At 71.3% G+C, this 22,262-nt stretch carries 13 protein-coding genes; 7 read left to right on the top strand and 6 right to left on the bottom strand.

The genetic code is table 11. The features are described from left to right. Positions 1-3: 3 nt before the first annotated feature. Complete coding sequence (locus AC07DC_RS29900) at positions 4-1,245, bottom strand: L,D-transpeptidase (protein ID WP_478917598.1); 1,242 nt, start codon at positions 1,243-1,245, stop codon at positions 4-6. Between the two features lie 349 nt (positions 1,246-1,594). Further along, the gene (locus AC07DC_RS29905; RefSeq protein WP_478917599.1) at positions 1,595-2,863 is read right to left on the bottom strand and encodes a L,D-transpeptidase; all 1,269 of its coding nucleotides are present in this window, start codon (positions 2,861-2,863) and stop codon (positions 1,595-1,597) included. 269 nt (positions 2,864-3,132) lie between these two features. Between AC07DC_RS29905 and glgX the strand changes: the two genes are divergently transcribed. From glgX to AC07DC_RS29940, 7 genes are all read left to right on the top strand, one after another. Next, positions 3,133-5,484: a glycogen debranching protein GlgX gene (gene glgX, locus AC07DC_RS29910; RefSeq protein ID WP_478917600.1), complete on the top strand. Its 2,352-nt coding sequence runs from the start codon at positions 3,133-3,135 to the stop codon at positions 5,482-5,484. Positions 5,485-5,528: 44 nt separating this feature from the next. Next, positions 5,529-6,827 carry an MFS transporter gene (locus tag AC07DC_RS29915; protein WP_478917601.1) on the top strand — a complete coding sequence of 433 codons (1,299 nt, stop codon included), beginning with the start codon at positions 5,529-5,531 and terminating at the stop codon, positions 6,825-6,827. 33 nt (positions 6,828-6,860) lie between these two features. Then, the gene (locus tag AC07DC_RS29920; RefSeq protein WP_478917602.1) at positions 6,861-8,654 is read left to right on the top strand and encodes an ABC transporter ATP-binding protein; all 1,794 of its coding nucleotides are present in this window, start codon (positions 6,861-6,863) and stop codon (positions 8,652-8,654) included. Next, the gene (locus AC07DC_RS29925) at positions 8,651-10,531 is read left to right on the top strand and encodes an ABC transporter ATP-binding protein (protein ID WP_478917603.1); all 1,881 of its coding nucleotides are present in this window, start codon (positions 8,651-8,653) and stop codon (positions 10,529-10,531) included. Before AC07DC_RS29920 ends, AC07DC_RS29925 begins: the two co-directional genes overlap by 4 nt. A gap of 328 nt (positions 10,532-10,859) precedes the next feature. Beyond that, on the top strand, positions 10,860-13,139 hold the full coding sequence (locus AC07DC_RS29930; RefSeq protein ID WP_478917604.1) for a M4 family metallopeptidase: 2,280 nt from the start codon (positions 10,860-10,862) through the stop codon (positions 13,137-13,139). 308 nt (positions 13,140-13,447) lie between these two features. After that, the gene (locus AC07DC_RS29935) at positions 13,448-13,651 is read left to right on the top strand and encodes a cold-shock protein (RefSeq protein WP_138354888.1); all 204 of its coding nucleotides are present in this window, start codon (positions 13,448-13,450) and stop codon (positions 13,649-13,651) included. A gap of 214 nt (positions 13,652-13,865) precedes the next feature. Continuing rightward, entirely contained in the window at positions 13,866-15,398 is a 1,533-nt protein-coding gene (locus AC07DC_RS29940; RefSeq protein WP_478917605.1) for a DEAD/DEAH box helicase, read from the top strand. 128 nt (positions 15,399-15,526) lie between these two features. Here AC07DC_RS29940 and glgP read toward each other — a convergent pair whose 3' ends face one another. From glgP to AC07DC_RS29960, 4 genes are all read right to left on the bottom strand, one after another. Further along, the gene (gene glgP, locus AC07DC_RS29945) at positions 15,527-18,145 is read right to left on the bottom strand and encodes an alpha-glucan family phosphorylase (protein WP_478917606.1); all 2,619 of its coding nucleotides are present in this window, start codon (positions 18,143-18,145) and stop codon (positions 15,527-15,529) included. A gap of 228 nt (positions 18,146-18,373) precedes the next feature. Next, the gene (locus AC07DC_RS29950) at positions 18,374-19,702 is read right to left on the bottom strand and encodes a flavin-dependent oxidoreductase (RefSeq protein WP_478917607.1); all 1,329 of its coding nucleotides are present in this window, start codon (positions 19,700-19,702) and stop codon (positions 18,374-18,376) included. After that, complete coding sequence (locus AC07DC_RS29955) at positions 19,699-20,793, bottom strand: monodechloroaminopyrrolnitrin synthase PrnB family protein (protein ID WP_478917608.1); 1,095 nt, start codon at positions 20,791-20,793, stop codon at positions 19,699-19,701. The genes AC07DC_RS29950 and AC07DC_RS29955 overlap by 4 nt, the downstream gene beginning before the upstream one ends. A gap of 23 nt (positions 20,794-20,816) precedes the next feature. After that, entirely contained in the window at positions 20,817-22,259 is a 1,443-nt protein-coding gene (locus tag AC07DC_RS29960; RefSeq protein ID WP_478917609.1) for an MFS transporter, read from the bottom strand. Positions 22,260-22,262: the final 3 nt, after the last annotated feature.

Consider the following 22,262-nt stretch of genomic DNA (forward strand, 5'->3'; position numbering starts at 1 on the left):
GGATCAGCTGGTCCACTCGCTCCAGGAGAGGTTCCAGCCATTGAGGCCGTTGTACCACTGCACGGTCTTGTCCTTGGAGTTGATCACCTGGACGACGTCGCCCACGATCGACTGGTTGTAGAACCAGGCGGCCGGGGTGGACGGGTCACCGGCACCGCGGGTGTCGGAGAGCCCCACGCAGCCGTGGCTGGTGTTGGAGTTGCCGAAGATCGACTTGGCGGCCCAGTAGTTGCCGTGGATGAAGGTGCCCGAGTTGGTCAGGCGGATCGCGTGCGGCACGTCCTTGATGTCGTACTCGCCGCCGAACCCGACCGTGTCACCGTTCATCCGGGTCACGTCGTACTTCTCGGTCATCACCATCTTGCCGTTGTACGTGGTGTGCGCCGGGGCGCCCGAGCTGATCGGGATGGTGCGGATCACCGAGCCGTTACGGCTGACCGTCATGGTGTGCTTCGCCGCGTCGACCACGCTGACCTGGCTGCGGCCGATGGTGAACTTCACGTCCTTGGACTGCTTGCCGTAGACGCCGGGGGCGCCTTCGACGCCGTCCAGCCGCAGGCTCAGCGTCACCTTGGTGCCCGCCGCCCAGTACTGCTCGGGGCGCAGGTCCAGGCGCTGGTTGCCGTACCAGTGGCCCTTGACGGGGACGGACGGCGAGGCGGTGACCCGGACGGCCGCCTCGACGGCCTTCTTGTTGGTGATCGCCCGGTTGAAGTTGAGGGAGACCTCCATGCCGACGCCGACGGTTTGGCCGTCCTCCGGCGTGTAGAAGCCGACGAAGGAATCCTTCGGCGTGATCGTGGTGAAGGCCGCGTGCTTCGCGGACTCACGGCCGTCGCTGTCCTTGGCGATCGCGTCCACCGTGTACTTGGTGGAGGTGCCGAGGTGCTCGTCCGGCGCCCAGCTTGCGCCGTCGGCGGCTATGTCGCCCTTGACCGCCGAGCCCTTGTCGTCCTTGACGATGACGGAGGTGAGCTTGCCGCTCGCCGCCGTGACCTTCAGGGCGCCGCTGGTGGCGACGTTGTTCGCGCCGTCCTTCGGCGTGATGGTGACCACCGCGGCCGAGGCCTTGGTGTCCGCGCTCGTTCCGGCCTGCGCTCCGGCCGGCTTGTTGCCGGTGCCGGCGGTACCGCCGTTGTTCGTGCCGCTGCTGCCACCGCACGCGGTGACCGTCAACAGCAGCGCCCCCAGCGCCAGTGCCAGCAATGTCTGCCTGGCGCCCGGCGCCGCCTGTATCGGCTTCAACTCTCTGCTCCCCTCACACGGCCACCCGCCCACGCGTCCGGAATGCCCGACTACGGCACTCCTGTAGCGATTCTGCCCGGCCGATCCGACCCTGACCCCCCTGCGCGTGGCCGCTGCAGAGCCCGGGGGCTTCTGCGCGCATATTGCTCACGCAAACGACAGATAATCACACGCAAGGTAGGCCCGGTGACACGGGAATGTCACCATTCCGTCCCAGTCGGCTGTGAAGGCGCCATGACGCTGGAATCAGTCCCGGAAACGCTTCCGGAACGAACTCCGGGCTCGGCCCGCCACCCGGTCGGAAACCGGGGGCGGACCGGGCCCGGAAGGGACCACGGAGAGCGCCGTGTCAGGGGTTGGAGCCGGATTCCGGGGACGCGGCGGAGTCCAGGGAGGCGGCGGAACCCGCGCGCCACTCCTGCCAGCTGAGGTTCCAGCCGCCCATGCCGTTGTCCGCCGCGACCGTGCGGTCGTGGGAGTTGATCACCTCGACGGTGTCGCCGACGAGCGAGTGCTCGAAGAGCCAGCCCGCCGGTGTGGTGGCGCGGCCGCCCTTCACATCGGCGAGGCCGACGCAGCCATGGCTGGTGTTGGTGGCGCCGAAGGTCCCGGGCGCGGCCCAGTAGTTGCCGTGCAGGAAGGTTCCGGAGCGGGTCAGGCGCATGGCGTGCGGGACATCCGGAATGTCGTACTCCCCGCCGAAACCGACCGTCTGACCGTTCATCCGGGTGAGGGCGAACTTCTCGGCGATCACCATGATGCCGCTGTACGTGGGGTGCTCCAGGCTGCCGGCCGAGATGGGCAGCTTCCTGAGGAGTTGGCCGCCGCGCCGCACGGTCATGGTGTGCGCGTCCGCGTCGACCGTGCTGGTCTGGTCGCGGCCGATGGTGAACCGGACGTTCTTGGACTGCGTGCCGTACATGCCCGCGGCGCCCTCGACGTCCTTCAGCCGCAGCGACATCGTCACTTCGGTGCCGGACCGCCAGTGCTCCTGCGGGCGCAGGTCGAGGCGGCGGCTGCCGAACCAGTGCGGGGCCACCTCGACCGCGGGCTTCGCGTGGACGGTGATCGCCCGCTCGACCGCCGCACGGTCGGTGACCGGCCGGTTGAAGTTGATGGTGATGATCATGCCGGTGCCGACGGTGGAACCGGCCTCGGGTGTGTAGAAGCCGATGAACTTGTGCTTGGGCACCAGCGTGGTGAACACCGCGTGCTTGGCGGCCCGGCGGCCCTGCCCGTCGACCGCGTAGGCGTCCACCGTGTACTGGGTGGAGAGCTTCAGCTTGTCCGTGGGAAGCCAGCCACTGTGGTCCGCCGCGAGGGTGCCGGTGACCGGTTCACCGTCGGCGTTGGCCACCTTGACCTGCGTCAACTCGCCCTTGTCCACCCCGACCCGCAGCTGCCCTTCGGGCAGCACATCGTGCGCTGCGTCGTCCGGCGTGATGTTGATGACCGCCTCCGACACCTGCGGTACGACGTCCCTCGCGCCGGCCCCGTCGACGCTGCCACCCGCGTCACCGCCGCCTCCTGCCCCGCATCCGGCGAGGAGCCCGCCGAGTACTACCGCTCCTACCAGTCCCGCCCCCGCGCTCAGGGCGCGCACCACCACATTCGTCACGCAGGGTCAACGAGAGCGGCGCCCCCGGGGAAACGTGCCACCGCCCACCTGTGCGGGAAGCGATGGAGGAACAGGACGGCACCGATCACGGGGGTGACTCCACGCGTCCGGGTGGGAAGGAATGGTAGGAGGAGACGGCCACCGACCCGGCACGGGACGCCGGGAAGGGCCGCGCCCGGCCAGGGCTTTAGTGGGACGCGTGTGGTTCCGCCGTACCGTGGCCGCGGACGCGCATGGCCGGATCCTGTCGAGCCGCGGGAGGCGAGCACGTGTCAGAGACACGCGAGCAGGAGGCCTTGGAGGCCGTTGAGGCGGTCCCCCGGCCGAACGGCCTGCGGACGAGTGCTCCACCGGCCGTCCCCGGGCCGGCCCAGGAACAGTCTCCGGGGACGTCCCCGGGTCCGGAGGCCGCCGCCGGCCCCGAGCCCGGGGGCGCGCCCCGTACCGTCTGGCCCGGCAGCTCGGAGCCGCTCGGCGCGCGCTTTCGCACCGGTCCCGACGGCCGCTCCGGCACCAACTTCGCGCTGTGGGCGGGCGGCGCCGAATCCGTCGAGCTGTGCCTTTTCGAGGCGGACGGCACCGAGACCCGGGCGCCGCTCACCGAGCTGACGCACGAGATCTGGCACGGCTTCGTGCCCGGTGTGCTGCCCGGCCAGCGCTACGGCTACCGGGTCAGCGGCCGCTGGGACCCGTGGACCGGCGCCCGCTGGAATCCCGCCAAGCTGCTGCTCGACCCGTACGCCCGCGCGGTGGACGGGGACTTCACGCTGCCCCCCGAGGTCTACGCGCACGTCCGCGACTGGCCCGAGCGCCATATCGCCGACACCGTCCGGGACAACCGGGACTCGGCCCCGCACGTGCCCAAGGGCGTCGTCGTCCACGATGACGACGACTGGTCGGACGACTACCGGCCCAAGACGCCCTGGTCCGACTCCGTCATCTACGAACTGCACGTCAAGGGCTTCACCAAGCGCCATCCCGGGATACCCGAGGAGCTGCGCGGCACCTACGCGGGCCTGGCGCACCCGGCCGCGATCGAGCACCTCACCCGGCTGGGCGTCACCGCCGTCGAGCTGCTGCCCGTCCACCAGTTCGCCCACGAGGAGCACCTGGAGCGGGCCGGGCTGCGCAACTACTGGGGCTACAACTCCATCGGCTACTTCGCCCCGCACTCCGCCTACGCGGCCGGCGGCACCCGCGGCGAGCAGGTCGGCGAGTTCAAGCGCATGGTGCGCGCCCTGCACGCGGCCGGTATCGAGGTCATCCTGGACGTCGTCTACAACCACACCGCCGAGGGCGGCGAACTCGGCCCCACGCTCTCGCTGCGCGGTATCGACAACCGCGGCTACTACCGCCTGCAGCCCGACCCGCGCCGCTACGCCGACTACACCGGCTGCGGCAACACCCTGCACGTCGTGCAGCCGCATGTGCTGCGGCTCATCACCGACTCGCTGCGCTACTGGGTGACGGAGATGGGCGTGGACGGTTTCCGCTTCGACCTCGCCGCGGCGCTCGCCCGCTCCATGCACGACGTCGACATGCTCTCGCCGTTCCTCGCCGTCATCGCCCAGGACCCGGTCCTGCGGCGGGTGAAGCTGATCGCCGAGCCGTGGGACGTCGGGATGGGCGGCTACCAGGTCGGCGCCTTCCCCCCGCTGTGGACGGAGTGGAACGACCGCTACCGGGACGCGGTGCGCGACTTCTGGCGCGGCGCCCAGCACGACGTGCGCGACCTCGGCTACCGGCTCTCCGGCTCCAGCGACCTGTACGCCTGGGGCGGCCGGCGCCCGTACGCGTCGGTCAACTTCATCACCGCGCACGACGGCTTCACCCTGCGCGACCTGGTCTCCTACGAGTCCAAGCACAACGAGGCCAACGGCGAGAACAACAACGACGGCACGCACGACAACCGCTCCTGGAACTGCGGCGCCGAGGGCCCGACCACCGACCCCGGGATCAACACCCTGCGCCGCCGCCAGCTGCGCAACCTGCTCTCGACGCTGTTGCTGTCGACCGGCGTCCCCATGCTGGTGGCCGGTGACGAGATGGGCCGCACCCAGGGCGGCAACAACAACGCGTACTGCCAGGACAACGAGATCAGCTGGATCGACTGGTCGCTCCTGGACGACCCCGACTGGCAGGGCCTGAGCACGCTGGCCGCCCGTCTCATCGCGCTGCGCCGCGCCCACCCGGTGCTGCGGCGCCGCGCCTTCTTCTCCGGCCGCTCCCAGACCCCCGGCGGCCTGCCCGACGTCAGCTGGTTCACGGCCGACGGCCGGGAGATGACCGACGACGACTGGTTCGCCTCGTCGCACACCATCGGCATGTACCTCTCCGGCGACGACATCCCGCAGCGCGACGCCCAGGGCGTCCCCATCGTCGACGACAGCTTTCTGATCATCGCCCACGCCTCCCACCGCCCGGCCCGCTTCGATCTCCCCGGACATCCGTGGGCCGACTCCTACGAGCTCCTGCTCGACACCACCGCCGAGGACCAGGCCCTTCCACCTGGCACCAGGTACCCGGCGGGCGGCTCGGTGGCGGTGCCTGGGCGCTCCCTCCTGCTGCTGCGCGCTCTCCCGGCCACCACTGCGCCGGCCCAGCGGCTGTCCAGCCACTGAAATCCCTGGACACGGCGAATTGGTCCAGTCCACACTCGATCCCTGTGACCTCCTCCCTGCCACGGCCCGCCAAGGACCCACTCGTCGACGATCCGGCCGGGCCGGCGGGCGGGCCCGTGAAGGGGCCGGGGCTGTGGTCGGTCAACTTCCGGCTGTACTTCACCGCGCGGTCGATCGCCATGCTCGGGGACTCCATGCTGCCGGTGGCGATGGCCGCCGGGCTGCTGCAGTACGGGTACGGCGCGGGCGCCATCGGGTTGGTGATGGCGTCGTACATGGGGTGCTTCGCCGGACTGGTGATCTTCGGCGGTGTGATCGCCGACCGGTTCAACGCCCGGCTGCTGATGATCGGCGCCGACCTCGTACGGCTCGGCATGATGGCGCTGCTGGCCGGCCTGTTCTTCGCCGACCACGTGGTGCTGTGGCAGGTGTGCGCGATCACCGCCGTCAACGGTGTCGCCGCGGCGATGTTCCAGCCCGGCGTGGCCAGTACGGTGCCCCGGGTCGCGACCGATGTGCAGGGTGCCAACGGGGTGGTGCGGACCGCCGAGTCGATGATGTCCCTGGCCGGTCCCGCGCTGGCCGGGCTGCTGGTGGCGTTCGCGTCGGCGGGCGGTGTGATCGCGGTGGACGCGGTCACGTTCGGGGTGAGCGCGCTCTGCGTGTTCCTGCTCCGGCTGCCGCCGGTCGCCCATGAGAGCACCGGGCCGAAGACCAGTACCTTCCGGGCCGATCTCGTCGAGGGGTGGCGGGAGTTCCGGGGCCGCACGTGGATGTGGACGGTCATCGTGATCTGGATGGTCTTCATGGTGACGGTGATGGGCCCGGTGACCCCGCTCACGGCCGGCGAGATCCTGCCCGCGCACGGCCCCAAGGTGTACGGCCTGGTCAGCTCCTGCCTCGGCGCGGGCACCGCGCTCGGGGCGCTGCTCGCCATGCGGTTCCGGTCGCACTTCCCGCTGCGGGCGGGGGCCACCGCGCTGTTCGGGAGCGCGCTGTACCCGGCCTCCGTCGGCCTGCACCTGCCGGTCCCGGCCATCTGCGGCTGCATCTTCGCCGCCGGCGCCTCGTGGGCGTACTGGGGCGTGAACTGGGCGACCAGCGTGCAGACCCAGGTGCCCGGCGAGATCCTGAACCGGATCCATGCCTACGAGGTCGCCGGGTCGGTCGCGATGCTGCCGGTCGGCCAGGCCCTGTCCGGGCCGGCGTCGTCCGCGTTCGGGGCCCGGCACGTGCTGCTGGCGGGCAGCGTGGTGTCCCTGTTGGTCTGTGTGGCGCTGCTGTCCGTGCCCGCGATCCGCAATCTGCGGCGGGTGGCCCAGCCGGCGACGAAAACCGGATGAGCGGTGTCGGTGCCGGGCCGTATCGTCGAAACGATGCCTGAAGCGACTACTGATCCCGCGCCCCCCAGACCCCGATCCGCCATCAGGTCCCTGCTGCGGCTGTGGCCTTATGTACGCCCCATCCGCGGCCGGTTGTCCGGTTCCGCGGTGGCGGCCGTCCTCGCGTCGAGCATGGCACTGCTGATCCCGCTGGTCCTGAAGTGGATGGTGGACGGACCGGTGGCGGACCACGACCCGTCAGGGGTGTGGCTGGGCGGCGCCGTGCTGCTGCTCCTCGGCCTGCTGGAGGCCGGGCTGTTCGGGCTGCGGCGCTGGCTGGTGGCCCGGCCGTTGGCGGGGGTCGAGGCGTCGATGCGCTTCGCCCTGTACCGGCATCTGCAGCGGCTGCCCGTCTCCTTCCACGACCGCTGGGCCTCCGGGCAGCTGCTGTCGCGCGCCACGATGGACCTGCAGATCCTGCGGATGTTCCTGGCGTTCCCGCTGGTCTTCCTGGTGGTGAACGGCGCCACGATCGTGCTGGGCTTCGCGATCCTGTTCTCCCAGGCCTGGACGCTCGGGCTGGTGCTGCTGCTGCCGATCGTCCCGCTGGTGGTCCTCTGCTCGGTGTTCGAGGCCCGGTACTCGCTGGCCGCCCGCTCCGCGCAGGACCAGGCCGGCGATCTGGCCACCGTGGTCGAGGAGTCGGTGCTCGGCGTCCGGATCATCAAGGCCTTCGGCCGGCACCGCAGCCAGACCGACGCGTTCCGCGCGAAGGCCCATGGGTTGCGCCGTACCGAACTGCACAAGGCGAAGCTGCTGTCGGACATCTGGGCGCTGATCATGACGCTGCCCGAGGTCGCCATCGGCGCCGCGCTGGTCCTGGGGATCATGCAGGTGTCCGACGGTGACCTGTCGGCCGGCACCCTCGTCGCGTTCCTGACCACCGCGCTCGCACTGCGCTGGCCGGTGGAGTCGCTCGGCTTCCTGCTGGCGATCAGCAACGAGTCGGCGACGGCGGCGGACCGCTTCTTCGAGGCGATCGACGCCCTGGAGGCCGACGCCTCCGGCCTCGGCGCCGAGTTGGAGGGTGCCTCCGACGGGGTGCGCTTCGAGGGCGTGTGCTTCCGCTACCCGGACGCGCCGGAGAACACCCCCGACCTGCTGCACGGCATCGATCTGCACATCCGCCCCGGCGAGACGATGGCGCTGGTCGGCGCCACCGGCTGCGGCAAGACCACGCTCACCGCGCTGATCCCCCGGCTGCACGACGCCACCGGTGGCCGGATCACGCTCGACGGCGCCGACATCTCCGTGCTCTCCCGGGAGCGGCTGCGCGAGCTGGTCGCGGTCGCCTTCGAGGAGCCGACGCTCTTCTCCGCGACCGTCCGGGAGAACGTGGCGATGGGCGCGGGACCGGGCGGCGCCGACGAGGCGGCCGTACTCCGGGCGCTGGAGACCGCCCAGTGCCAGTTCGTCGCCCGGCTGCCGCACGGCCTGGACACCCAGGTCGGCGAGCAGGGCCTGAGCCTGTCCGGCGGCCAGCGGCAACGGCTCGCGCTGGCCCGCGCGGTCGTCGGCAACCCGGCCTTCCTGGTGCTGGACGACCCGCTGTCCGCGCTGGACGTGCACACCGAGGCGCTCGTCGAGGCCGCGCTGCGCGAGGTCCTGGCGGACAGCACCGCGCTCGTCGTGGCGCACCGGCCGTCCACGGTCATGCTCGCCGACCGCGTCGCCCTGATGTCCGAGGGCCGCATCACCGCGGTCGGCACCCATCAGGAACTGCTGGGCGCCAACGCGGAGTACCGCCACCTGATGTCCGGCGACAGTGAGAGGAGCGTGGCCCGATGACGTCCGTGGCCGAGCAGACCGGAAAGGCCGGTTCCGGGGAGGAACCGGCCGGCGCCGCGGACGACCCGGTACTCACGCCGGCTCCGGACGACCCGTTCGCGAAGGATGTGCTGCCCTCCCCCAAGGGCGCGCAGCTCACCCTGTTGAAGTCGCTCCTGGCGCCGCACACCCGCCGGGTCTGGCTGGCGACGGTGCTGCTGCTGGTGCAGCAGGCCGCCGTGCAGGCGGGGCCGCTGCTGGTGGCGTACGCCATCGACCGGGCGATCCCGGCGCTGCGCGAGGGCCGGCACGGCCCGCTGATCACGGTCGCCGGCGTCTATCTGGGCTGCGCGCTCGCCTCCGGCCTGCTGCAGCGGGCGTTCATCCGGGTCTCGGCCCGGGTGAGCCAGGATGTGCTGATCGATCTGCGCGGCCGGATCTTCCGGCACGCGCAGGCGCTCAGCCTGGACTTCCACGAGCGCTACACCTCGGGCCGGCTGATCTCGCGCGCCACCTCGGACGTCGAGTCGCTGCGCGAGCTGCTGAGCGAGGGCCTGGAGGAGCTGATCGGCGTCATCCTGTCGTCGATCTACATCTCGGTGATCCTGCTCTGGCTGGACTGGAAGCTGGGGCTGGCGGCGCTGTTCTCCTGCGGACCGCTGTATCTGATGATCCGGTCCTTCCAGAAGCGCTCGATGGTCGTCTACCGCAAGCGGTCCACCGCGATCGCCGCGGTGATCGTGAAGTTCACCGAGACGATGAACGGAATCCGGCCGGTCCAGGCGTTCCGCCGCGAGAAGCCGAACGAGGCGGACTTCGCCGAGCTCAACGGCGTCCACGAGCGGATCAACGGGGACGCGATCCTGGAGATGGCGCGCTATGTCGTCGGATCCCGGCTGATGGCCAACGCCGCGATCTCCGGCATCGTGCTGTGGGGCGCGTACCGGGTGGCGGGCGGCGGTCTGGCACTGGGCGTGCTGGCGGCGTTCGTGCTGTACCTGCGGCGGCTCTACGACCCCATCGACCGGCTCGGGATGTTCCTCAACTCGTACCAGTCGGCCGCCGCGTCGCTGGAGAAGATCGCCGGCCTGCTGGCGCAGCGCCCCTCGGTGCCCGAGCCGGTGGCACCCAGGCAGCTGCCCGGCCGGGACGGCGAGCTGCCGGGCCGCGAGGTGCTCTTCGACGGCGTCCGCTTCGCGTACCGCACGGGCGGCGAGATCCTCCCGGTCTTCGATCTGCGGATTCCGGCCGGGCAGACGGTGGCGGTGGTCGGGGCGACCGGCGCGGGCAAGTCCACCCTCGCCAAGCTGCTGGCCCGCTTCTACGACCCGACGGACGGCCGGATCACGCTGGACGGCGTCCCGTTGCGGGAACTCGCGCTTCCGGAGCTCCGTCGCGGGGTGGTGATGGTGACGCAGGAGGCCTTCTTGTTCTCCGGGACGGTCGCTGAGAACATCGCGATCGGCAGACCGGATGCCGGACGCGAGGAGGTCGAGCGGGCCGCGAAAGCGATCGGAGCACATGACTTCATCTCCGCGCTGCCGGACGGCTACGACACGGACGTCCGCAAGCGCGGCGGCCGGATCTCCGCCGGCCAGCGGCAGTTGGTGGCGTTCGCGCGGGCACTGCTGGCCGATCCCGCCGTGCTCATCCTGGACGAGGCGACGTCCTCGCTGGACGTTCCGGGTGAGCGCGCGGTGCAGCACGCGATGGACACGGTGCTGCGCGGCCGGACCGCGGTGATCATCGCGCACCGGCTCTCGACGGTGGAAATCGCCGACCGGGTGCTGGTCATGGAGGGTGGCCGGATCGTCGAGGACGGGGCCCCCGCGGAACTGATCGCGGACCATGGCCGGTTCGCGGATCTGCACGCGGCCTGGCGGGACAGCCTGGTCTGACCGGGGCGGCCCGGTACGGGCCCGCTGACCTGGCCGCGGCCGGAGCGACTCGCCATTTACCACAGCGGCGTCCGTATAACGGGCGCCGCTCATCGGTCAACGGACGGAAATCGGCCAAGTTTTCGCCATCCCAATGACATGTACTGGTAAACAGTGGCACTCTTCCCGCAGCCGCCGTACAGCACTCCCCCAACGGCACCACGGGTCTGTGCAGCAGCAGCGGTCACGCACGTCCCACCCGCACGTCGCTCTACCCGGGCAGCACACAACCCCACCTGCCCGTCTGTTCACGGCCCGACCCCGCGGCCGCCGCAGAAGGAGTTCCGTAGTGAGACGATCCCCCCGCAAGGCAGTAGCGGCAGGCGCTCTTGCCGCCACCGCCGCACTGCTGGCCGTAGCGCTGCCCTCGGGCACCGCGGCAGCCGGCACCGACGCACAGAGCGCTTCCCACGTCCAGCCCCGTGCCGGCGCCCTGCCGGCGGCCCTGTCCGCCTCCCAGCGCGCGACGCTGCTGGCCGACGCCAACGCCCATGTGGCCCGCACCGCGGGCGAACTGCGGCTCGGCGCCAAGGAGCGGCTCATCCCGACGAGCGTTCTGCGGGACGCCGACGGCACCGTGCACACCCGCTACCAGCGCACCTATGACGGCCTGCCCGTCCTGGGCGGCGACCTGGTCGTGGCGAGCACGCCGGCCGGCGCCACCACGAGCGTCAACCGGGCGACCAACGCCGAGATCGCGGTGTCGAGCACCACCGCCACCGCGACCGCCGACTCCGCGAAGTCCTTCGCGATCAGCCGGGCCAAGGCGGACGGCGCGAAGAGCCCGGCCCTGGCCGGCTCGCCGCGCAAGGTCGTCTGGGCGGCCACCGGCGTGCCGACACTGGCCTGGGAGTCCGTCGTCGGCGGACTGCAGGACGACGGCACCCCGAACCAGCTGCACGTCATCACCGACGCCAAGACCGGTTCCCGGCTCTTCGAGTACCAGGGCATCGAGACCGGCGTCGGCAACAGCCAGTACAGCGGCCAGGTCACCTTCGGCACCACGCTGTCCGGCTCGACGTACAGCATGACCGACAACACCCGTGGCGGGCACAAGACCTACAACCTCAACCACGGCAGCTCGGGCACCGGCACCCTCTTCACGAAGTCCTCGGACACGTGGGGCAGCGGCACCACGGCCAACGCCGAGACCGCGGGCGTCGACGCGGCCTACGGCGCCCAGGAGACCTGGGACTTCTACAAGAACGTGATGGGCCGCAACGGCATACGCAACGACGGTGTCGGCGCGTACTCCCGCACCCACTACGGCAACTCCTACGTCAACGCCTTCTGGGACGACGGCTGCTTCTGCATGACGTACGGCGACGGCAGTGGCAACGCCGACCCGCTGACCGCGCTCGACGTGGCCGGCCACGAGATGAGCCACGGCGTCACCGCCGCCACCGCGGGCCTCAACTACAGCGGTGAGTCCGGCGGCCTGAACGAGGCGACGTCCGACATCTTCGGCAGCTCCGTCGAGTTCTACGCCAACAACGCCAGCGACGTCGGTGACTACCTCATCGGCGAGAAGATCGACATCAACGGCGACGGCACCCCGCTGCGCTACCAGGACAAGCCCTCGCGCGACGGGACGTCGCCCGACAACTGGTACTCCGGCATCGGCAACCTGGACGTGCACTACTCGTCCGGCCCGGCGAACCACTTCTTCTACCTGCTCTCCGAGGGCAGCGGCACCAAGGTCATCAACGGCGTCACGTACAACAGCCCGACCGCCGACAACCTGCCGGTCCCCGGCATCGGCCGGGACGCCGCCTCGAAGATCTGGTACAAGGCGCTGAGCGAGCGCTTCACCTCGACCACCAACTACGCGGCCGCCCGCACCCAGAGCCTGCAGGCCGCCGCTGACCTGTACGGCTCCGGCAGCGCGACGTGGAACACGGTCGCCAACACCTGGGCCGCCATCGGTGTCGGCGCACGGGTGCCGACCAGTGGCGTCACCGTCACCAAGCCGGCCAACCAGAGCACCGTCGTGAACACCGCCGCGAGCCTGCAGATCCAGGCCAGCAGCACCAACGGCGGCGCGCTGACCTACACGGCCACCGGCCTGCCGACCGGCCTGTCGATCAACGCCTCCACCGGCCTGATCTCCGGCACGCCGACCACGGTCGCCACCTACAACCCGACGGTCACGGCGAAGGACTCCACCAACGCCACCGGCTCGGCGACGTTCACGTGGACGGTCACCCCCACCGGTGGTGGCGGCAACGTCTTCGAGAACACCACCGACGTCGCGATCCCGGACCACGGCGCGGCGGTCTACTCCAACATCTCGGTGACCGGACGTACCGGCAACGCCCCGAGCACCCTGCAGGTGGGCGTCAACATCGTCCACACCTACCGCGGTGACCTGGTCATCGACCTGGTCGCCCCCGACGGCAGCACCTACCGGCTGAAGAACTCCAGCGGGTCGGACTCCGCCGACAACGTCATCGCGACGTACACCGTCAACGCCTCCAGCGAGGTCGCGAACGGTACCTGGAAGCTCAAGGTCCAGGACGTCTACAGCGTCGACACCGGCTACATCAACAGCTGGAAGCTCACCTTCTGACCCGGAACGGACGCCCTGAGGATCCTCTGAGGGCACGCCCGACCGGCTGATCGGATCGAACCGGCGGTCGCGCTGTGTGACACAGGTCATGCGGCGCGACCGCTTTCGAGATGATCGTCCGCGACGTTTCTGGTACAGTTGGCTGCGTTGCAGTTGTGGTACCCATGAACTCCATGTGCGCCCGGTCCTTGCGGCCAGGCGCACATTTGTTTTACCGGCGTCATGTCCGGTGTGGGGAGATCATCGCGGCGACGCGGCATCCGTAAAGTGCGGGTGCTGTATTAACTGCACCCATTAGGGAGACAGACATGGCTACCGGAACCGTGAAGTGGTTCAACTCCGAAAAGGGCTTCGGCTTCATCGAGCAGGACGGCGGCGGCGCTGACGTCTTCGCCCACTACTCGAACATCGCCACCCAGGGCTTCCGTGAGCTGCTCGAGGGCCAGAAGGTCGAGTTCGACGTCACGCAGGGCCAGAAGGGCCCGCAGGCCGAGAACATCCGCCCTCTCTGAGGCACCCCTGAGCGCTCATCGCGCCCAGTAGCGAGAGGCCCGCACCGCACGGTGCGGGCCTCTCGCGCGCAGCGGAAACAAAACAAGTGCGGCGCTCTTCAGGGAGCACCGCAGGACGCCGGTCCGCAGGCGTCGAAGAGGCAGTCCGCGATCCGCCGGACCGCCCCTGGCGCCGAGGGACCTCCCTCGTCTCCGTCCCGAGGAAGGTTCCCCCTTGAAGTTGTTCTCCGAACTCTCGATCTCGCCCGCGCTGGTCACCGCGCTGAACGCCAACGGCGTCACCGAGCCGTTCCCGATCCAGGCCGCGACGATGCCCGACGCGCTCGCCGGCCGGGATGTGCTGGGCCGTGGCCGTACCGGCTCCGGCAAGACCCTCGCCTTCGGGCTCCCGATGCTGACCCGCACCGCCGGGCAGCGCGCCGACTCCAAGCGCCCGCTGGCGCTCGTCCTGGTGCCGACGCGTGAGCTCGCGACCCAGGTCACCGAGGCGCTCGCGCCCTACGCCCAGGTGCTCGGTCTGCGCCAGACGACCGTGGTCGGCGGCGCGTCCATCACCCGCCAGATCGCCGCGCTGCGCAACGGCGCCGAGATCCTCGTCGCCACGCCCGGCCGGCTCGCCGACCTCATCGACCGCCGGGCCTGCATGCTCGACCAGGTCGAGATCACGGTCCTGGACGAGGCCGACCAGATGGCCGACATGGGCTTCCTGCCACAGGTCACCCGGCTGCTCGACCAGGTGAAGCCGAACGGCCAGCGGATGCTCTTCTCCGCCACCCTGGACAAGAACGTCGACCGGCTGGTCAAGCGCTTCCTGCACAGCCCGGTCACGCACTCGGTCGACCCGTCGGCCGCGACCGTGACGACCATGGAGCACCACGTGCTGCACGTGGACGACGACACCAAGCGCGCCGTGACCGCCGAGATCGCCGCCCGCGAGGGTGGCGTGATCATGTTCGTCGACACCAAGCGCGGTGCCGACCGGCTCACCAAGCACCTGCTGGCCGCCGGCGTCACCGCCGTCGCCCTGCACGGCGGCAAGTCCCAGCCGCAGCGCAACCGCGCGCTGGACCAGTTCCGTACCGGCAAGGCCACCGCGCTGGTCGCCACCAACGTCGCCGCCCGCGGTATCCACATCGACGGGCTCGACATGGTCGTGAACGTCGACCCGCCCGGCGACCACAAGGACTACCTGCACCGCGGCGGCCGTACCGCGCGGGCCGGCGAGTCCGGCACCGTCATCACCCTGGTGCTGCCCGCGCAGCGCCGCGAGAACGCCCGGCTGATGGCGCTGGCCGGTATCAAGCCGCACACCGCCCGGGTGCGCCCCGGCGACCCCGAGCTGGTGCGCGTCACCGGTGCCCGCAAGCCGTCCGGCGCCGCCGTCACCATCCACGACCCGGTGCACGCCGCCGCGCAGGAAGCCGCCAAGCCGAAGACGAACAAGGTCTCCGGCACCCGCGGCCGTGGCCGTCGCCCCGCCGGCGCGGCAGCTGCCGGAGCCAGCACTGCCGCCGCACCGACGGGCACGCCGCGCAGCGGCGGCAACACCCGCGGCGGCCGTGGCGGCCGTCCCCGTACCGACGCCGAGGGCGCGGCGGCGGGCTCCGGCCGGGCCGGCGTCAACGGCCGGGGCGGCACCCCCGGCCGCCCCGCCGCCGGCAGCCGCACGGCCGCGGGCCGAGGCGGCGCCGTGGGTCGTCGTGCCCGTCGCGAGGACGGCGCGGGCGGCGGCCGCCGCGCGGCCTGACCATACGGTCCGACCGCACAGCAGCAGCACCACCGACGAACGCGACGGCCGGTACCAGGGAGTCCCTGGTACCGGCCGTCGCGTTTTGGCGTGCGCCGTGTGACGTGCGCCGTGTGCCGTGTGACGCGCTAGCGGAGTATGCCCGCCGTCATCCCCTCGGATTCGGCGGGAGTGGCGATGAGGCCGAGCTCCGCGGGGGCGGCGAGCAGCGGGTGGGTGGGCAGGACGCGGACGGTGTAGCCGAAGGGGCCGGTCCGGTCGAGGGTGAGCGGGCCCTCGTACAGGCGGCGGCCCTCGATATCGGGCTGGGAGGCCGGTTTGAGGGAGACGATCGCCGGGTCGGAGATGCGATCGGCGTCGTCCACCCGCCCGGACAGGACCTGGACATCGACATCGCCGGGGTCGAGGTCGCCCAGGGTCACCTGGACCCGCAGGGTCAGGGTGGAGCCCAGCTCGGGGGATCCGCCGACCGAGCCGGTCTCGACATGGTCGACGGTGACCCGGTGCCAGTCACCGCGGACCCGGGCCTTCCAGGTGGCGAGTTCCCGGGCGGCGTCGCCGGCGATGGCCCGGTGCGCGAGGGCGGCCGGGGCGTAGAGCTGCCCGACGTAGTCACGCACCATGCGTCCCGCGAGCACCTTGGGCCCCAGGGTCACCAGAGTGTGCCGGACCATCTCGATCCAGCGGGCGGGCAGGCCGTTCGCGTCATGGTCGTAGAAGCGCGGGGCGACCTGGTTCTCGACGAGGTCGTAGAGCGCCGCGGCCTCCACATCGTCCCGGCGGTCGGGATCGTCGTCCGCGAAGCCGTCAGCCGTGGGAATGGCCCAGCCGTTGTTGCCGTCGAACCACTCGTCCCACCACCCGTCGAGCACGGACAGGTTGAGGCAGCCGTTGAGGGCGGCCTTCATGCCGGAGGTGCCGCACGCCTCCAGGGGACGCAGCGGGTTGTTGAGCCAGACGTCGCAGCCGGGGTAGAGGTGCTGGGCCATGCCCATGTCGTAGTCGGGCAGGAAGACGATGCGGTGGCGGACCCGCGGGTCGTCGGCGAAGCGCACCAGTTCCTGGACGAGCCGCTTGCCGCCGTCGTCCGCCGGGTGGGCCTTGCCCGCCACGACGATCTGGATCGGCCGCTCGGGGTGCAGCAGCAGCTCCATCAGCCGGTCCTGGTCGCGGAGCATCAGGGTGAGCCGCTTGTAGGAGGGGACGCGGCGGGCGAAGCCGATGGTCAGGATGTCGGGGTCCAGCACCCCGTCCACCCAGCCGAGCTCGGCCTGGCCGGCGCCGCGCTGCCGCCACGAGGCACGCACCCGGCGCCGTACGTCGTCCACGAGCTGCTCGCGCAGCACCCGGCGCAGCTCCCACACGGCCGGGTCCGGGATCTCGGCGACGGGTTCCCAGCGCTGGGTCTCGCCGATCATCAGGGCGTCCTCGGCACGCTGCGCGCCGATCTGGCGGGCGCCGAGCCGGAAGACCTCGGGGGCCACCCAGGTGGGGGCGTGCACCCCGTTGGTGATGGAGGCGATCGGTACCTCGTCGGCGTCGAACCCGGGCCACAGCCCGGCGAACATCTGCCGGCTGACGGCGCCGTGCAGCGTGGAGACGCCGTTGGCGCGCTGGGCGAGGCGCAGCCCCATCACCGCCATGTTGAAGACGTTCGCGTCGCCGCCGGAGTACGTCTCCATGCCCAGCTCCAGCACCCGCTGGATGTCGACACCGGGCAGTTCGCCGCCGTCGCCGAGGTGCTGCCCGACCAGCTCGCGGTCGAAGCGGTCGATCCCGGCGGGGACGGGGGTGTGGGTGGTGAAGACGGTGCCGGCCCGTACCGCCTCCACGGCCGCGTCGAAGCCGAGCCCTTCGCCGCCGAGTTCGCGGATGCGCTCCAGGCCGAGGAATCCGGCGTGGCCCTCGTTGGTGTGGAAGACCTCGGGGGCCGGGTGCGCGGTGAGCCGGCAGTACGTACGGACGGCGCGTACTCCGCCGATGCCGAGCAGCATCTCCTGCAGCAGCCGGTGCTCGCTGCCACCGCCGTACAGTCGGTCGGTGACATCGCGTTCCGCGCGGTGGTTCTCCTCGACGTCGGAGTCGAGGAGCAGCAGCGGGACCCGGCCCACCTGGGCCTTCCAGATGTGGGCGGTCAGCGACCGGCCGCCGGGCAGGGCGAGGACGACGTGGGCGGGGGTGCCGTCCTGCTCGCGCAGCAGGCTCAGCGGCAGTTCGTTGGGGTCGAGGACCGGGTAGTGCTCCTGCTGCCAGCCCTCGCGGGACAGGCTCTGGCGGAAGTAGCCGTGCCGGTAGAGCAGTCCGACGCCGATCAGCGGCACTCCGAGGTCGCTGGCGGCCTTGAGGTGGTCCCCGGCCAGGATGCCGAGACCGCCCGAGTACTGGGGCAGGGCGGCGGTGATCCCGAACTCGGGCGAGAAGTAGGCGATGGCGGCGGGGAGTTCCGAGGACTGCCCCTGGTACCAGCGCGGATTGGTGAGGTAGTCGGTCAGGTCCTCGGCGGCGGAGGAGAGTCTGCGCAGGAATCTGCGGTCCTGGGCGAGGGCCTCCAGCCGTTCCCGGGAGACGGCGCCGAGCAGCCGTACCGGGTCTCCGGCAGCGGCCCGCCAGCCCTCCTCGTCGACGGTCTGGAACAGCTCCCGGGACTCCGGGTGCCAGGACCAGCGCAGATTCTGTGCCAGTTCGCCGAGCGGACGCAGCGGTTCCGGCAGGACAGTTCGCACGGTGAAACGACGGATTGCCTTCACGCTACGACGGTAGCCGGGTCCCGCCCCGCGATCCGTCCGCTATCCACGATCCGCTCGTTCAAACGCCCGAACGGACGTGCGCCGGGGCATTCGGCCGCGCGTGTCCGCGCCGGGCGGCGCGGGGGCAGCATGGGGCGGCGCGCGGACCGCCGGGGCTGACAGAGGTGCCGGTTAGCATCGCCGTATGACCTCCACGACCTCCCAAGTCCAGCCCGCTCACGTCGACGCTCAGCGCACCGCCCGGACGGCTCGGACGGGGCGGACGGGGCGGACGGGGCGGACGGGGCGGACGGCTCCGATGTCGTACGGCGAGCCCTGGTTCACCGTGGCCGGGTCGAACGCGCCGGCCACGGCGTAGCTCCTGGCGATCGTCTCCAGTTCGCTGCGCGGGATCACGTCGTGGATGTCCGTGAAGCCGTCGGGGGCCCGCTCGTGGACCATGTTGATGACCACCTCCGGGCCCAGCCGGCGGTTGGAGCGCTGCAGTTCCGTCATGGGCGGGCGGCGCTCCGCCTCGTAGGCCAGAAGGGCCCGCGCGGGGTCCTCGTGGGCGGCCATCGCATGGGCCAGGGCGCGGCCGTCGATGATCGACTGGGTGGCGCCGTTGGAACCGATCGGGTACATCGCGTGGGCGGCGTCGCCGATCAGCGTCGCCCCGCCGAAGGTCCAGCGCACCAGCGGCTCGCGGTCCACCATCGGGTACTCGAAGGCGGCCTCCGCGGCGTCGATGACCTCGCCGACGTCCACACCGTCGAATGTCCAGCCCCCGTAGTGACGGCGAAACTTGGCGGTGGGCACCGGGCGGTTCCAGTCGCTGCGGTCCGGCGCGCCGCCCTGCTCCGCCGGCATCGCCAGCGCCCAGTTGACGAGCACCTTCTCGCCGGGCGCCGCGGGGATCGTCATCGGGTAGACGACGGCCTTCTGCCGGTCGTTCCCCGCGATGAACATGAAGGTGCCGACGCGGTCGGCCGGCATCCAGGAGACCCCGCGCCAGACCAGCATGCCGTTCCACGGCGGCTCGCCCTCGCCCGGGTACATCGCCGAGCGGACCGCCGAGCGGATGCCGTCCGCGCCGATCAGGATCTCTGCGCCGATGTCGGTGCTCGCTCCGCTTGCCCGGTCCCTGATGGCGACGCGCAGCCGGGAGCCGGGCAGCTCGGCGAAGTCGTCCACCCGCGCGCCGGAGACGACCGCCGAGCGGCCGAGCCGGTCACGGACCGCGCGCGACAGCACGCTCTGCAACTGACCGCGGTGGATCGACAGCTGCGGCCAGCGGTATCCGGCGCCGGTGCCGCGCGGCTCCTGCCAGACGAGGCTGCCGCTGCTGTGGTAGTACCGCAACTCGCTGGTGGGCACCGATACGGCGGCCAGTTCCTCGTACAGCCCCAGGGCCGCCAGTTCGCGGACCGCGTTGGGCATGATGTTGAGTCCCGCGCCGACCGGCTGGATCTCCGGGGCGGCCTCGACGACCATCACGTCGGTGCAGCCGACGGCGTGCAGGCTGAGCGCGGCGGCGAGGCCGGCGATGCCGCCTCCCGCGATGACGATGCGGTTCATCGTTCCCCTTCGGTGGAGCGCCGGACCAGCGTCTCGTTCTCGCGGGTCAGGTCGAGTACGGAGCGCAGCAGTTCGACGGGAGCGCCGCCGCTCCCGTAGTCGTACAGCCGCACCTCGTCGCTGTACGCCTCGCGGGCGATACGGATGTGCCGGGCCCGGAAGGTCTTCAGGATGCGCAGCACCCGCGCCAGCGCGACGGCGCTGGCCCGCAGGGTGGGCGGAAGCCGGTCCGCCTCCTCCCAGCTGATCGCGAAGGAGAGCTTGCCCACGGCGGAGGGGCAGTCCTTGTACCGCGCGTGGAAGGTGCGCCAGGCGGGGAGGCTGTAGGGCACCGACTCGGCGAGGAAGGACTCGTACCGCCCGGTGGTGCGGTCGGACTGCCAGAGCGTCAGATCGACCAGCCAGAGCGGGACCTGGGCCGCCGCCGGGCCGAGGTACTCCCGGCCGTCGAGGGTGATCTCCTCGAAGTAGGGGCGCAGTACCCGCGCGAAGAAGACCGGCGAGACGTTGGCGATGGTGAAGTCGATCGAGTCGACCATGGCCTGGACGAGTCCGGCGAGCCGGTCGAGGCAGGACGAGAACCGGCTGTCGTGCGGTTCGAGGGTGGCCAGTTCCGAGCAGGCGTCCAGCGAGGCGCACAGGCTGGGGAAGACCATCCGGACGGCGTCCTGGAGGCAGGCCTCCATGGGGTCGCCGGTGTACATGCGCTGGCGGCCGCCGACCGGGTTCCAGGCCGTGTAGTGGTGGACGGTGTCCCGGGGGACCATGCCGGTGCGGCGGCCCAGCGCGCGCAGCACCGGCAGCGCCTCCGGTACGGCGTCGAGCGGCTCGGTGCCGTGCCGCTTGATGGAGCCGAGGAAGATGCCCAGGTCACGCATGGCCGCCAGGTTCTCCACCGTGGAGAAGTCGTCCAGGACGGCGGTCTCCGGGAGCAGTTCGCGCAGCGAGGTGACCATGCCGGACACATCACCGTCCGCGTTCATGACGCGGAGCTTCTCGCAGGCCTCGTCCGCTCCCAGCGGGTCGACGCCGCGTATCTCCTCGATCCGGTAGTAGGGCTCTTGCCCTTGGAGCACGTGGAGCACAGACATGTGGGGCACCGTCATTCCGAGGGTCACAGGGATGTGTGTGTGCTGGGCATGGGGTCGGCCTTCTCCCGCGACGGGCTGCGCAGCAGCAGCGTCAGGAGGGTGGCGGCCGCGGCGAAGGCGGCGCCGACGAGCAGCGCGGTGCGGAAGCCCGCGGCTTCGGCGGCCGGGCCGGTGCCCGCGGTCCGGGTGTGCGCGGCGGCGACCGCGACGAGTACCGCGAGACCGAGGACCGAGCCGAACTGTTGGCTGGTGTTGATCAGTCCTGACACCAGGCCGGTCTCGCCGGCTCCCGCCTGCGCGGTCGCGGCGACATTGGTGGTCACCATGACCAGCGGCAGCCCGATCCCGATCAGCAGGCTGGGGGCGAGGACGGTGGTGACGAACGATCCGTCCGCCGTCAGCGACAGGGCGAGCCAGACCGTCGCGGCGGCCACCAGCGCGAAGCCCGCGGTCATCACCGGGCGCAGTCCGAAGCGCGAGACCAGCCGCCCGGTCTGCGGTGCGGTCAGCACGACGACGATCGACAGCGGCAGCAGTCCGAGCCCGCCGGCGACCGGCGCGTACTCCAGTACATGCTGCAGATAGAGGCTCACCAGGAAGAACATCGGGAAGAGCGCCATCTGCGCGAGCGCGCCGAGGATGTTGGCCAGCCGCAGGGCGGGCCGCCCGAGCACGCCGGGGGGAACGAGCGGATGCGCGGCGCGGGCCTCGATGGCCGCGAACGCCGTCAGCAGGAGTACTCCCGCGGCTCCGGCGAGGAGCGTGCCGGCGTCGGTCCAGCCCGCGCTACCCGCGTCGACCAGCGCGTACGCGATCAGGCTGAGTCCGCCGGTGGCGGTGAGCGCGCCGCCGAGGTCGAACTCCCTGAGGGTTCCCGACACGGTCGCGCCCCGCTCGCGGCGGGGGAGGACGGGGGCCGGCGCTGCCGGCGTCAGGGCGATGAGCGCCGCACCCACCACCACGTTCAGGACGAACGTGGAGCGCCAGCCGAAGCCGGAGGTGAGTACGCCGCCCAGCACCGTGCCCAGCGCGCCGCCCAGCCCCCCGAGCGCCGCGAACACCCCCAGGGCACGGTGCCGTTCCGGTCCGTCGGCGAACAGCAGCAGCACCAGCGCGAACGCCGCGGCGGCCGCGCAGGCCGCCCCGACCCCTTGTAAGGCACGGGCGGCGACGAGCAGCCCGCTGTCGCCGGCGAAGGCGCCGCCGAGGGAGGAGGCGGACAGCAGGGCCAGTCCGGCCGTGAAGAGCCGGCGGTGGCCGACGAGGTCGGCGACCCGTCCGGCCAGCAGCAGGAAGCCGCCGAAAGTGATCAGATACGCGTTGGCGACCCAGGACAGGCCGGCGGCGTCGGTGCCGAGGTCCTCGCCGATGGACGGCAGCGCCACGTTGATGATCGCGGTGTCCAGGATCAGCAGCAGTTGGGTCGAGGCCAGCAGGGCGAGCGCGAGACTGCGTCGATGCACCATCGC

The sequence above is a fragment of the Streptomyces sp. NPDC045021 genome (assembly GCF_056432645.1).

Coding starts and splice junctions, on each gene's coding strand:
- AC07DC_RS29955 (WP_478917608.1), bottom strand. CDS start 20,793: ATGTCTGTGCTCCACGTGCTCCAAGGGCAAGAGCCCTACTACCGGATC.
- AC07DC_RS29935 (WP_138354888.1), top strand. CDS start 13,448: ATGGCTACCGGAACCGTGAAGTGGTTCAACTCCGAAAAGGGCTTCGGC.
- AC07DC_RS29925 (WP_478917603.1), top strand. CDS start 8,651: ATGACGTCCGTGGCCGAGCAGACCGGAAAGGCCGGTTCCGGGGAGGAA.
- AC07DC_RS29960 (WP_478917609.1), bottom strand. CDS start 22,259: ATGGTGCATCGACGCAGTCTCGCGCTCGCCCTGCTGGCCTCGACCCAA.
- AC07DC_RS29950 (WP_478917607.1), bottom strand. CDS start 19,702: ATGAACCGCATCGTCATCGCGGGAGGCGGCATCGCCGGCCTCGCCGCC.
- AC07DC_RS29920 (WP_478917602.1), top strand. CDS start 6,861: ATGCCTGAAGCGACTACTGATCCCGCGCCCCCCAGACCCCGATCCGCC.